This window comes from Sorangium sp. So ce1153 (genome assembly GCF_051521595.1).
Lineage (GTDB): Bacteria > Myxococcota_A > Polyangia > Polyangiales > Polyangiaceae > Sorangium.
Window position 1 is genome coordinate 10,732,894 of the sequence record NZ_CP150361.1, and the last position, 12,557, is coordinate 10,745,450.

At 71.9% G+C, this 12,557-nt stretch carries 9 protein-coding genes; 4 read left to right on the forward strand and 5 right to left on the reverse strand.

What is annotated here, in order from left to right; translation table 11 throughout:
* Nucleotides 1–19: 19 nt before the first annotated feature.
* On the reverse strand, nucleotides 20–1,465 hold the full coding sequence (locus WME85_RS38830) for a TldD/PmbA family protein (protein WP_437619957.1): 1,446 nt from the start codon (nucleotides 1,463–1,465) through the stop codon (nucleotides 20–22).
* Nucleotides 1,466–2,311: 846 nt separating this feature from the next.
* Here WME85_RS38830 and WME85_RS38835 point away from each other — a divergent pair.
* Both WME85_RS38835 and WME85_RS38840 read left to right on the forward strand, forming a co-directional pair.
* Nucleotides 2,312–5,077 (forward strand): tetratricopeptide repeat protein, encoded by a 2,766-nt coding sequence (locus WME85_RS38835; RefSeq protein ID WP_437828372.1) that lies wholly within the window; start codon nucleotides 2,312–2,314, stop codon nucleotides 5,075–5,077.
* A gap of 120 nt (nucleotides 5,078–5,197) precedes the next feature.
* Nucleotides 5,198–6,016, forward strand: coding sequence for a hypothetical protein (locus tag WME85_RS38840; RefSeq protein ID WP_437828373.1), 819 nt, complete (start codon nucleotides 5,198–5,200; stop codon nucleotides 6,014–6,016).
* Here the strand turns inward: WME85_RS38840 and WME85_RS38845 are convergent.
* Entirely contained in the window at nucleotides 5,995–6,975 is a 981-nt protein-coding gene (locus tag WME85_RS38845; protein WP_437828376.1) for a uroporphyrinogen-III synthase, read from the reverse strand. The genes WME85_RS38840 and WME85_RS38845 overlap by 22 nt on opposite strands.
* Nucleotides 6,976–7,056: 81 nt before the next feature.
* On the opposite strand from WME85_RS38845, the gene WME85_RS38850 reads away from it, so the two are divergent.
* Nucleotides 7,057–7,362 (forward strand): hypothetical protein, encoded by a 306-nt coding sequence (locus WME85_RS38850; RefSeq protein ID WP_437304089.1) that lies wholly within the window; start codon nucleotides 7,057–7,059, stop codon nucleotides 7,360–7,362.
* A 22-nt stretch (nucleotides 7,363–7,384) separates the two neighbouring features.
* Here the strand turns inward: WME85_RS38850 and WME85_RS38855 are convergent, their stop codons facing one another.
* The 3 genes from WME85_RS38855 to WME85_RS38865 all read right to left on the reverse strand — a co-directional run bounded on the left by WME85_RS38855 (nucleotide 7,385) and on the right by WME85_RS38865 (nucleotide 11,502).
* Nucleotides 7,385–7,930: a TerB family tellurite resistance protein gene (locus tag WME85_RS38855; protein ID WP_437828378.1), complete on the reverse strand. Its 546-nt coding sequence runs from the start codon at nucleotides 7,928–7,930 to the stop codon at nucleotides 7,385–7,387.
* Nucleotides 7,931–8,045: 115 nt separating this feature from the next.
* Nucleotides 8,046–11,192, reverse strand: coding sequence for an MXAN_5808 family serine peptidase (locus WME85_RS38860; protein WP_437828381.1), 3,147 nt, complete (start codon nucleotides 11,190–11,192; stop codon nucleotides 8,046–8,048).
* 115 nt (nucleotides 11,193–11,307) lie between these two features.
* A complete protein-coding gene (locus WME85_RS38865; protein ID WP_437304092.1) occupies nucleotides 11,308–11,502 on the reverse strand; it encodes a twin-arginine translocase TatA/TatE family subunit in 195 nt (64 codons plus the stop codon).
* Nucleotides 11,503–11,875: 373 nt separating this feature from the next.
* Here WME85_RS38865 and WME85_RS38870 point away from each other — a divergent pair, with 373 nt between their 5' ends.
* Nucleotides 11,876–12,526: a hypothetical protein gene (locus tag WME85_RS38870; protein ID WP_437828384.1), complete on the forward strand. Its 651-nt coding sequence runs from the start codon at nucleotides 11,876–11,878 to the stop codon at nucleotides 12,524–12,526.
* Nucleotides 12,527–12,557: the final 31 nt, after the last annotated feature.

The following is a 12,557-nucleotide window of genomic DNA, read 5'->3' on the forward strand; positions in this document are numbered from 1 at the left end:
GCCGCTCCAGCCTTGAAAATCAGCCGATCCGCGTTCCGCCGACCGTGATGAGATCGATCTTGATTGTGGGGCAGCCCACACCGACCGGGACGCTCTGTCCGTCCTTGCCGCAAGTCCAGATGCCGTCGGAGGTGGCGACGTCGTGGCCGAGCATCGTGACGCGCCGGAGCACCTCGGGGCCGTTGCCGATGAGGTTCACGCCCTTGAGCGGCGCGGTCAGCTTGCCGTCCTCGATGAGGTAGCTCTCGGTCAACGAGAAGACGAAGTCGCCGTTCGAGATGTCGACCTGGCCGCCGCCGAACTTCTTCGCGAAGACCCCTCGCTTCACGGACCGCACGATCTCCTCGGGATCGTGCGGGCCGGCGAGCAGGATGGTGTTCGTCATGCGGGGCATCGGCGCGGCGGCGAAGCTCTCGCGCCGCCCGTTGCCGGTCGGCGTGAGCCCGTAGTGCTTGGCCGAGAGCCGGTCGTGCATGTACCCGACGAGCTTGCCGTTCTCGATGAGCGTGCTGCGCTCGGGCTCGTGGCCCTCGTCGTCCACGTTGATCGTGCCGCGCGACTGGAGGAGGGTCGCGTCGTCGACCACCGTGCAGAGCGGGCTCGCCACATCCTTCCCGATCTGTCCGGAGTAGTTGCTGGTCCCCTTGCGGTTGAAGTCCGCCTCGAGCCCGTGCCCCACGGCCTCGTGGAGCAGGATGCCGCTGTCGCCCGGGGCGAGCACGACGTTCATCTCGCCGGCGGGCGCGTCGCGCGCGTCGAGCATCGCGACCGCCTGCCGCGCCGCCTCCTCGGCGTGCCACTCCGGCGACTTGCCCTCGAAGTAGGCCGTCGTCATGCGCCCGCCGCCGCCGCTCGAGCCTTCCTGGCGCTTGCCGCTGCGCTCGGCGAGCGCCCGCACGCCGAAGCGGAGGAGCGGCTGGACGTCGTGCGCCATCCGCCCGTCGCTCGTGGCCACGAGCACCTCGCGCACCTCCTCGGCGAAGCTGGCCTCGACCTTGACGATGCTGGGGTCGAAGGCGAGCGCCGCGGCGCTCGCGCGCTCGAGCAGCGCGCGCTTCTCGAGGCCGGGGACGTCGAGCGAGAGGACGGGCAGCTCGTAGCGGCTCGGCAGCGCGCGGCGCCGGAGCTCGATCTTCTCCGTGCCGCCGGAGCCCGTCGCGATCTGCGCCGCCGTCTCGGCCGCGCGCTTCATCGCGTCCCAGGTGAGGTCCTCCGTGTACGCGTAGCCTGTCGCGTCCCCGCGCTGGACGCGGACGCCGACCCCCATCGACACCCCGCGCGACGCCGCCTTGAGGATGCCCTCGTCGAAGGTGAACCCGCCCCCCGCCCGGTACTCGAAGAAGAGGTCGGCGTAATCGCCTCCCTTGGACAGGGCGACCGAGAGGAGGCGCTCGCAGAGCGCTGCGTCGACGGCATTTTCCTCTCCAGGAGCGAACGGGGCGCGGTAGGCCTGGCTGCGCGACATGGTGGCCAACTCTAGGTCCATTCACCGGGGCGGTCGAGAAGCGCTCACCGGTTCGGGTACCCCTTCCGCGCCTCGCCGCCCCGCCGCCCCGCCGCCCCCTGCGCGCAATCGTTGCGCACGGCCCCGCCTGCGCGGCGCCTCGCCCGCCGGCCCGCCCTCCGGCGAGGAACGCTGAACACGCTGAACACGCTGAACACCTCCGACCACCTGTTCGAGCGCTCGCAGCCGTGCGCAGGGACCCACTTCGGGGCGGCCCGCCAGCGACGCGGGCGACGTGAGCGACAGATGACAGCAGAGCTCGCGACCTGAATCCCCGCCATCCGTCGCGCGCGCCGTCGGGTCAGGCGCGCAGTGGTCACCCGCGTCACCCGCGTCACCCGCGCCACCCGCGTCACCCGCGTCACCCGCGTCACCGGCGCGGCCGCAGGGGGCGAGCTGCCGACATGTGTGCAGAAATGTGCAAGAAGGCCGCTCGACTGCTATGCTTCGAGCTGTCTTCGCGTTGATGGCGGCGCTGGCCGGCTTCTCCGCGATCTTCACATTTCCCGGCTGATCGGCGCGCCCTGGCGCGCTCTTGACGCGCCTCGACCGGACCTGCCTAGCGTCCGACCGGGGCGGGGCCAAGGCCACCGTGCCAGGCGGTCGCCGCGCTCCCCGCGCTCCCCACATGGACCCGCGGGGAGCGCATGCTGCAAACAAGCACCTTGGCGGTAGCTTCCCCAACTTCCGATGCCGCGTGCTTGTACGTGGTAGCGGGATTGGCTAGGTGTTTTTAGGCGAGGTGAGGGATGCCGACGGGGCGCCCGAGCAACGCCTCCCTGTCCTCAGTAGGAGATTCCCATCGCCGTGGCGGTCGATCGCGACAAGGTACTCCAGACCGCGCAGAAGTTTGTCGAGCGGAAGCGCTTCGACAAGGCCATCGCCGAGTACCAGAAGCTGGTCGCGGAGGATCCGAAGGACGTTCGGACGCTGCTCAAGATCGGCGACCTCTACCTGAGGACGGAGGAGTACGTCGAGGCGATCACCACCTACGAGCGCGTCGGCCAGTTCTACTCCCTTCAGGGCTTCGCGCTCAAAGCGATCGCCGTTTACAAGCAGATCCGCGAGATCATCCACAAGCACGTCCCGCAGTACGAGGACCGCTTCGGCCACATCGTCCCGCGCCTCGCGGAGATCTACACGCAGCTCGGGCTCACGAGCGACGCGCTCACGGCCTACGACGAGGTCGCGACGCGCCTGCTCCGCGCGGGGCGCGACCGCGACGCGATCGACATCTTCAAGAGGGTCGTCGACCTCGACCCGAACAACCCGCTTGCGTATCTCCGCCTCGCGGAGGCGCTGATCCGCGTCCGCGACTACGACGCCGCGATCCAGCGCTTCGGGACGGCGGCCGAGCTGCTCCTCAAGCTCGGGCGCCGCGACGACGCGCTGAAGGTCGTCGAGCGCCTGCTGCAGCACCGCCCGGACGCCCGCTTCGCCCGCATGGCCGCCGAGATCTACCTCGACCGCGGCGACCCGAGCGACGGGATGTCGGCCCTCACCAAGCTGCAGATCGCGTTCAAGGAGAACCCACGGGACCTGGAGACCCTCGCGCTCCTCGCCCGCGCCTTCGACCTGCTCGGGCAGCCGGCCAAGGCGATCGAGGTGCAGAAGGAGTCGGCGCGCATCGCCAAGGAGGCGGGCCGGGTCGACCAGTTCGCCACCCTCGTCGCCGCCCTCGTCGCGCGCGCCCCGAACGACGAGGGCGTCCGCCAGCTCGCCGCCCAGCTCGCGCCCAACGCGAGGAACACGCGCGCGTCGATCGACGTCGAGCTCGAAGAGGACGAGGACGCCGACGCGGAGGAGCTCGAGGTCGAGGACGCCGAGCCCTCGTCCGCGGCGCCGATCCCGCTGCGCGCGTCCCAGCCCACGACCGCCCCGGTCGCGAGCCCGCGGCAGCTCGTCGCGCACGCGGAGAACCTCCGGCGCGACCACCAGTACGACAAAGCGATCACCCTCCTCAAGGGCGGCGTCGCCCGGCTGCCTTCCGCGCGGGAGCTGCGCGAGAAGCTCTGCGACATCCTGATCGAGGCGGGAGACCAGGACGGCGCGGTCGAGCAGATGCTCGAGTTCGCGGAGCAGCTCTCCGGCGAGGGCGCCGTCGACGACGCGGCGCGGCTCCTCGACGAGGTGCTGCTCCTCGACCCGGGCAACGCGCAGGCCACGGAGATGCTCAACCTGCTCGGCTACGCCGTGCCGCAGGAGGACGAGCTCGCCGACGAGGAGCACACAGGGCCGGAGGTCTCGCCGGCGGCCGGCGAGAACGACGCGTACGCGTCCGAGGTGCCGAGCCAGGACCTCTACGATCCCGACGCGCCGCTGCCCGCGTACACGCTCGACGAGGACGGCGTCGTCGAGGCGCTCCCCCGGCGTCCGCAGCTCGTCACGCACCTCGACGACCCGTTCGCGAACGAGCCGCCGCTGCCGAGCTTCCCGATCGACGACGTCGAGGAGCTCGAAGAGGTCGAGGACGTCGAGGACGTCGAGGACGACGACGAGGAGACGGCGTCGGTCCACCCGAGCCGCTCGCCCGGGCACCCCCTGGCCGTCGCGGCTTCTCAGGCGCCGCCGGCGCCTTCCCCGTCCTCCATGCCCCCGCCTCCCGTGCTCGCGGCGCCGCCGGCCCTGTACAGCCCGGCGTCGTCCCGGCCGCCGTCCGCTCGGCCGGCGTCCGCTCGGCCGGCCTCGGGCCGCTCCGTGCCGCCGGGGTCGCGGCGCGCGGACGCGCTCGACGAGGACGCGCTCGAGGAGGTCGAGTTCTTCGCGCAGCACGGGATGTTCGAGGAGGCGCGGAACATCCTCGAGGAGCAGCTCGCGCGCCTGCCGAACCACCCGCTCCTCATGGAGCGGCTGCGCGAGGTCACCGAGCTCGCGTCGCAGACGCGCGCGGCCACCGACAACCAGAGCGGCACGCGGGTCGTCCCGCGCGGCAGCGAGCGGCCGGACGAGGACCGCGCGTTCGACATCGCCGAGTCGCTCAAGATGATCGATGAGCTCGAGGTAGCGCCGGGCTCGGTCACGGGCGTCCAGGACGATCCTCGACAGATCAGCGTCGAGAGCGTCTTCGAGCAGTTCAAGGCGGGCGTGGCGGCGCAGATCTCCGAGGGCGACGCGTCGACGCACTACGACCTCGGGGTCGCTTACAAGGAGATGGGCCTCTACGCGGACGCCATCGCCGAGTTCGAGCTCGCCTCACGCGACCCCGGGCGCGAGTGCGTCTGCCAGTCGATGATCGGCGTCACCCACCTCCAGATGGGCAACATCGAGGCGGGCATCGACGCGCTCATCCGTGGGCTGCACGCCTCGCACAAGACGGTGGAGCAGGAGCTCGCGCTGACGTACGAGATCGCGAACGCCTACGAGATGCGCGGCGTCCCCGAGCAGGCGCTCTACTACTTCCAGCGGGTCGCCCGCATGAGCCCGAGCTACAGCGATCCGCGCGGCAGCGTCGCGGAGCGGCTGCGCCGCATCGACCTGCCGAAGCCGGCCGCGCGCGCCGTCGGCGCCGAGATGCTCGCGGACGAGTTCGACGCCGCCTTCGACGATCTCCTCCCGAGCGGCAAGCTGCCCTGAGCGCGCGCCACGACGTCCGCGGCCTCGCGCGCGGGGCCGCGGGCGCGCCGTCGGCCTCGGCGCGTCCGTGGAGTCGCCAGAAACTGGGCCATGGCGGGCACCCTCAGGTACCGGGGGTGCATGAACCGACCGCTCCTCTTCGCCGCCCTCACCTCGATCCTGGCCGCTGGCTGCGGCGCGGGGATCGGAACGAACGCTCGAGCTGGCCGCCCCCAGGGAACCGCCGTCAAGGCGGCGGTCGAGGCGCGACGCGAGGTCGCGCAGCGCGCGAAGGGCGCGACCGGCGAGAGCGCCGCGGGCGCCGAGGAGACGGCCGCGGCGCGCGGGCCCGGCGATTACGTGGCCTACCGGTTCTCGGGCAGCTTCAGGAAGACGCCGCTGCTCCTCACGCAGCGGGTGGTCGCGCGCGAGGGCGACGTCCTCGTGGTCGACGTGACCCTCGAGGGCGACAAGGAGACCGAGGCGCTGCGGGTCCGCATGAGCGACGCGCCGAGCCGGCGCGGCGAGATCCTCAGCGCCGCGTGGATCGACGGTGGGGCCGAGCGGCCCGCGACGCTCTCGGTCTACGACGCGATGATGGCCAAGACCGCGCTCGCCGCCGACGAGAACGAGGAGGTGCTCGGCAGCGAGGCGGTGAACGTCGAGGTCGGCGGCGCCCCCATCGCCTGCCAGAAGACGAGCTTCCGCGTGCGCATCGGCAAGACGAAGGCGACGATGCGCACGCTCCAGAGCGACGACTTCGCCTGGGGCGACGTCGGCGGCGAGATCACCGCCGAGGACGGGCGCGTGCTCTACCGCGCCGAGCTGGTCGACAGGGGCCACGCGGACGCGGCGGACGCGCAGCAGCGCGCGGGCGCTGCGGCCGCCGCGCCGGCGGCCCGCCCCGAGCCGCGGCCGGCGACGGTGGCGCAGTCGGCTTACGAAGACGGCGACGACTGAGCCGGCGCGGGCGCGTCGGCCTGGTTCCCCTTGCGGGCGAGGATCTCGCCCGCGCGCGCGGCCGCCGCCTTGACCAGGTGGCCCATCTTCGGGTGCTCGGGCTCGAAATCCGGCTCGATCCCCTCGGCGCGGAGCGCCTCCGTGCACACCGGCCCGATCGACGCCACCACGCCCCGCGCGAGCGCGGCGCGCAGCGGATCGACGAGCCCTTCCTCGGCCGCCACGAGCAGCGCGTGCTCGACCTGCGCGCGGCTCGTGAACAGCGTGATCGCCGCGCCGCCGTCCGCCAGCAGGCGGAGCGCCTGCCGCAGCGCCGTGGTGTCCTCCGGGAGCGCCCACCGGTACACCGGCACCGGCGTGACGCTGGCGCCGGCCGCCTCGAGGCCGGCGTAGAGCTCGTGGCTCGGCGCCCCGTGCTCCTGCACGGCGATGCGCTTTCCGCTCAGGTCGCCGAGCGCGCTGACGACGTCGAGGATCTCTCGCCACGTGTTCGGCTCGGGGACGGTGATGAAGCGGGTCAGGCCCAGCTCGCGCAGGGCGGCGGCCGGCTTGGGGCCGCGCACGACGAGCTGCACCGAGGAAAGCGCCGCGGCCATGAGGGATACGCCCTGGGCGTCCGTCTCTCCGTCCCGAGCCGGCGCCCCGCCGTCGCCCTGGCCCGGCTCGAGCGCGGGCGCCGCCTCGGCCACGAGCGCCCTGGTCCCGACGCCGGTCAACAGGATCACGAGGTCGAACTCGGCGCCCGCGAGGCGCCGCGCGAAGTCGAGCGCGCGCTCATTTCGCTCGATCGGCACCTCGCGGAGCGTCGGCGCCGTGACGGGCACACCGCCATACCGCTGGATCAGCGACGCCATCTCGGCGGCGCGGCGGCTCTCGAAGCTGATGACGCGGCGCCCGGCGAAGTCGGGCGACGCGGGACGGGAAAGACGGTCGTTCAGGGGGGGCGTGGGCGTGCTCACCCGCGCAGCATAGCCCGGGTCAGGCGCTGGCGGGTTTCGGGCCGTTGACCAGTTTGCTAAGCTCCTCCTGTGAGCCATCCGATGAGCAACGAGGCCGGCGGGGTGCAAGGGGGCGGGCTCTCGCATGCGACCTCGGAGAACGACGTCGGCCCCGATCCCGTCATCGGCGCGGGCATCGCGCTGCTCGGCATCTTCTTGATGGGGGTGGGCGGCGCGCAGGGCGCGCACTACCTCTTCAACTTCGGCGTGCTCGTGGCGGTGCTCGGGGCCGTCCTGTTCGTCCTCTTCGTGACGCTCACGGCGCTGAAGCAGCGCCGCGCGCTCGGCCTCTCGAGCCGCGCCGCGAGCCCTGAGAGCGGCGCCGAGCAGCGAGACGCGCGCGACTGAGCAGCGCCGCTGCGCCGCCCGCTCACCCCCGCGTCTCTCCGCCAGGCTCCTCCGGCGCCGCCGGGGAGCCGGCCTGACCGCCGGCCCCGCCGGAGAGATCCGGCTCGATCTCGGCGAGGGGGACGCCGAGCTCCTCCGCGATGCCCGTGATCTCCGCCCGCTCGGCCGGCGTGGGCGCGCCGTCCGCCGCCGCGAGCCGGATCAGCAGGCGCACGACCTCCACCCGCTCGCTCGCGTTGCAGAGCGACTTGAGCTCGCGGTAGCAGCGATCGACCTCGCCCTCCTGGAGCGCGGGCAGCTTGCCCTGGAGCGCGTTGAACACCGCGTCGACGCCGCTCGGCGCGAGCCCGTCGACGTGCGTGAGCAGCTCGCGGAGCAGCTCGTCCTCCTTGTCGGAGAAGCGGCCGTCGACGCAGGCGACCTTGCCGAGCAGGACGATGACGGTCGCGATGTAGCGGAGGACCACCGCCTCGTCGTCCGGGAGCGCCGTGCGGAGCTCCTTCAGGAGGGCGTCGAGGTTCGGGAACGAGCCCCCCTGCTTCAGGCCCAGCCAGGCGAGGAGTCCCACGCGTCGAAGCTACCAGATCCTCGCCGGGCAGGGCAGCCCGGCGCAGCGCTGCCCCGCCGGGCAGGGTCGCCCGGCGAAGCACCGCTCTTTGCGCCCGTCGTCCATGCCCGGCGCCTTAGTCCTCGCCCCCGCGCTCCGCAATCCAGTCGTCGACGGGGTTGTCGGACTTCGGGGTCTTCAAGATCGAGCCGTCGGGCCCGTCCTTGCGCACCACGAGCGTGCGCCGCGTGGTGGTGTCGGGCGTCTCGCGCGCGACGACGGTGATCACGTTGACCCCCGGCCGGAGCGGCGCCTCGAACGAGAACTCGGCCTTCTTCGGTTCCGCGCCGTCGCGGTTCGACTTGTAATAGAGCTTCCGCGAGCCGACGAAGATGAAGGTGTCGAGGAGCCGCTCGCTGTCCGACGCCGTCCCCGTGATCTTCACCGTGTCGGCGGTCGTCGCGAGCGCCGCCGCGGCGATGTCGAGCGTCGGCGGCGCGTGCGAGTAGACGTCCTCGAACGCGACCGCCGCGGGCGCTGGCCCGCCGCCCGGGGTCACCTCCCGCGCCGCGACGAACGCGAAGCGGCCTCCGCCGAGATCGGCCTTGAGGAACCCGCCGGGCGCCTCGCCGAGCACCTTGACCACGGCGCCCGCCGGGAGCCGGCCGAAGCCGCGCGCGCTCGGCTCCGGCGTCGGGAGCAGCATCGCCCCCTCCGCCCCGGCCTTCACGGTGGAGCCGCCGCCCTTGAGCTGGAGGCGGGGCGAGATCGGGATCTTCACCTTCTCGCTGGCGAACTCGCGGAGATCGCGATCGCCGACCGAGAGCGTGAGGGTCGCCTCGGGCTCCGACAGCTGCGGCTCCACGTCGAAGGTGAAGACCACCTTGCGCACGTCGCCCGGCTTGATGTTCGAGACGTCGAAGCGCCCGGCGTGCAGCATGAGCCCCTCGCCCGAGAGGTTCGCGATGTTCGCCTGGGTCTCGTACGACGGGCCCTTGCCGACGTTCTTGACGGTCAGGTACATGCTGACCCGCTCGCCCTTCTGGATGAGCCCGTCGCCGTTGCCCTCGCGGTCGTCGACGATCTGGTAGGCGTACTGGAAGAGCGGCCGGTCGAGCGCGCGCACCGTGGGCCGGATCTCGACCGGGGGCGGCTCCGGCGCGGCGGCGGCCTCGAACTTCACCTTGAGGCCGTCGCTCCGCGACAGGGCGTCCATCGGGATCTTGCAGGAGCGCTTCTCGTTGGCCTTCCTCGGCTTCGTCGAGCCGACCTTCCGCCCCTCGACCTCGCACCAGCCGAGCGGCGCCTTCGCGGACTTCGTCTGGCCGGGGCCGATCTTGCCGAAGATGAGCTCCTTGCTGTCGAAGTACAGGTTGTCGCTCTCCGTCGTCCCGCGGAGCCGGTAGACCGGCTGCTTTCCGTTGTTCTTGACGGTGACCCGGAGCTCCATCGGCTGGCCGGCGGTCACCTCGGCGTTCGGTCGATCGGTCTCGACCTTCACGTCGAGCTCGGACCTGGCCGCCGGCGTCGCCCCCTCGGGGGCGTCGGACCAGTCGACGCCGAGCTTCGCCAGCTCGGCCGCGACCTTGCCCAGCTCCTCCTTGCCGACCTGCTCGATGTGATCGTGCACCGCGCGGAGCTGCTGGAGCCTCGGGGTGTTCTGCGGCATCCGCGCGGCGAGCTCTCGCGCGAAGCGGATCGGGAAGTCGAGGGCGAAGTCCTCGTCGATGTCGCCGCCGCGCTCGCGCATCTGCTCGCGGTCGGCGCTCGTGAGCTGGTAGCGGACCACCTCGGACGGCTTGCCCGCCGCCGCCGCCCGCGCGTTCGAGAGGTGCGCCGAGAGGTCGCGCTCCCGGAGGCCGTCCTTCTGCACGGTGAGGTCCATCTCGAGCTCGTCGACCGTCATCGGATCGAGCTCGATGTCCGGCGTGACGCCGACGCCCTGGATCGAGATGTCGCCCGGCGTCAGGTACTGCGCGATCGTCAGCTTGAGGGCCGCCTTCTCCGCCGTGACGTCGGGGAACACGAGCTGCACGCTGCCCTTGCCGAACGTCTGCGAGCCGACGATGACGGCGCGGTCGTTGTTCTTCAGCGCGCCCGCCACGATCTCGCTCGCGCTCGCGCTGTTGCCGCTCACGAGCACCACGATCGGGTACAGCGGCTCGGTGCCGGGGCCCTTGGCGCGCTTCTCCTCGCGCCCCTCGGAGGCGCCGACCGTCGAGACGATGACGCCGTCGGCGAGGAACTTGTCGGCGATGCGCGCGGCCTGGTCGAGCAGGCCGCCCGGGTTGCCCCGCAGATCGAGCACGAGCCCCTTCAGCGGGCCCTTGGCGCGCAGCCCGTCGAGCGCCGCGTCGAGCTCCGCGGTCGAGGTCGCCTGGAACGTCTTGAGCCGGACATAGCCGACGCCGCCGTCGAGGGCGCGCGACTCGACGGACCTGACCTTGATCACCTCGCGGGTCAGCTCGAACGCCTTCGGGCCCTGCCACCCGCCCTCGCCGTCGCGGGTCACCCACACGGTGACCGGGGTGCCGGGATCGCCGCGGAGCCTCCGCACGGCGTCGTCGAGCGGCATGTTGAGCGTCGACTCGTTGTTGATCTTCACGATCCGATCGAGCCGCTTGAGGCCCGCCCTGCCCGCGGGCGTGTCGGGCATCGGGTTCAGGACCGTGAGCATCTGGTCGCGGATCGAGATCACGACGCCGAGCCCGCCGAACGCGCCCGACGTGGAGAGGTTCATCTCCTTGTACGCCTCGGGGCTCAGGAACGTCGAGTGCGGGTCGAGCGTGTGCAGCATGCCGTTGCACGCGGCGTACTCGACGTCGCGGAGATCGACCTCCGTGCCCTTGAGGTTCTTCTGCAGGAAGCCGAAGACCTCGCGCAGGCGCGCGGAGACGTCCCAGGGGCCCTGGATGTTGTCGATCCGGAACTTCTTCTCGCTGGTCTCGACGCGGACGGTGACCTCGTTGGGGTCCTCGTTGAGGACGATCACCTGCGCGACGTCGCGCTGCACGGCGTTCAGCGCCGACAGCAGCATCTCCTTCGGCTTGACGCGATCCGGCTCGACGTACTTGTCCCGGATCATCTTGAGCGTCTCGTTCACGGCCTCGAGGCGGGTGAGGTCGTACGGCGCTTTGGCCACCTGCCCGGTGACCGCGAGCGCCGGCTCGAACCCTCGCCAGAGCCCTCCGGGGCCGAACTGAAGAACGAAGTACGCTGCCAGCGGGAACGCGGCGGAGACCACGAGCGCCTTGACGATGCGCTCCAGGAGTCGGTGAGGCATACGGCGCTCGAGTATAGACGCGCGCCAGCGAGCGTCGACCAGCGTCTAGCGGCGCCGGGCGCGCGCCTCTGCGCCTCTGCGCGTCCACGTGACGCGCCGCGCCCGGACGCGAGGACTACACGGGCTTGTGTGTGTCCTCTTCCTTGGCGTCGGGCTTTGCCGGGAGCTGCTTGGCGGCGTCCTCGTCCTCGTCGTCCTTGAGCCCCTTCTTGAAATTCCGGATGCCCTCGCCGATGCCCTTGCCGACGTCAGCGATCCTCCCAGCGCCGAAGAGGAGCAGAGCGAGCCCAATGAGAAGGGCGATTTCCATCGGTCCGATGCGGCCCATAGCGGTAATCCCTCGAAGGCTGCCGCGCTCTCGGCGGCAGGCGGCGGCGGGCCACGGCCCGGTTCCGGTGGAGCCATACCACCCATCCTCCGCACGGGCAATGCAGCGGTTCGGAGCCTTGAAACCCGTGCTAGGCTCGCGCGACCGGCTTCGCTGGAGAAGAGAGGAGGCGCGTGCGTCCCCGCTCTCCGCCGGCGGTTCACAATTCGAGAACGGCGCGACGGTCCAGGCGGGACCGCCGGCCGGCCGGCCCGGGCGCAGGTCGCGCGACGCGCGGCCGGCGGCGGTCCAGAGCTCCAGCCCTCGCAGGCTTCGCGACAATCGACACAGGGAAAACACGATGCCGGTCAACCGCATGAATCGAAAGGCAGCGCAGTGTCTGGCAGGGGCGTCCATGGCGGCGGCGGTGCTCGCCGGCGCGCCCGGGCGCGCGAGCGCCCAGCAAGCGAGCGAGGGCGACAGGGTGAGCGTCACCGGCAAGGGGATCGTCGGCGGCGCGCTGCTCGGCGGTGAGGTCGTGATGCTGACGATGGGCGCGATCGGGGTCGAGCGCGCCTGGCCTTACCTCGTCTTCGGCGGGCTCGGCGCGGCGGGCGGCGGCGTCGCCGGCTACTTCATCGAGGCCGCGGAGCCGCCCGCGGAGGTGCCGCTCTACATGCTCGCCGGCGGCATGGCGCTGGTCATCCCGACCCTCGTCGTCACCCTGAACGCCACCGCGTACAAGCCCCCGGAGACGGATCAGAGCGAGCCGATCCGCAACGAGCCGGCCGCGGAGCCCCCCCAGCCGGGCGTCAACGTCCAGATCACGACGGACGCGGCGCCGCTCCTCCGGGGAGGCCGCTGGGAGCAGCCCCGGCTCGGCCTCGTCGACATCACGCCGGGCCGGGTCGCGCTCGGCATGCCGTCGCTCTCGCTCAGGCCGCTGTACTCGCAGGACGAAATGTTCAAATTCGGCGTGACGCAGGGGCACGAGCTGCGCTTCCCCGTCCTCCGGGCGACCTTCTGATCCGCCCGGCCGCGTCCCGCGCGGCGGCGCC

Coding starts and splice junctions, on each gene's coding strand:
- WME85_RS38830 (WP_437619957.1), bottom strand. CDS start 1,465: ATGTCGCGCAGCCAGGCCTACCGCGCCCCGTTCGCTCCTGGAGAGGAA.
- WME85_RS38840 (WP_437828373.1), top strand. CDS start 5,198: ATGAACCGACCGCTCCTCTTCGCCGCCCTCACCTCGATCCTGGCCGCT.
- WME85_RS38850 (WP_437304089.1), top strand. CDS start 7,057: ATGAGCAACGAGGCCGGCGGGGTGCAAGGGGGCGGGCTCTCGCATGCG.
- WME85_RS38860 (WP_437828381.1), bottom strand. CDS start 11,192: ATGCCTCACCGACTCCTGGAGCGCATCGTCAAGGCGCTCGTGGTCTCC.
- WME85_RS38865 (WP_437304092.1), bottom strand. CDS start 11,502: ATGGAAATCGCCCTTCTCATTGGGCTCGCTCTGCTCCTCTTCGGCGCT.
- WME85_RS38870 (WP_437828384.1), top strand. CDS start 11,876: ATGAATCGAAAGGCAGCGCAGTGTCTGGCAGGGGCGTCCATGGCGGCG.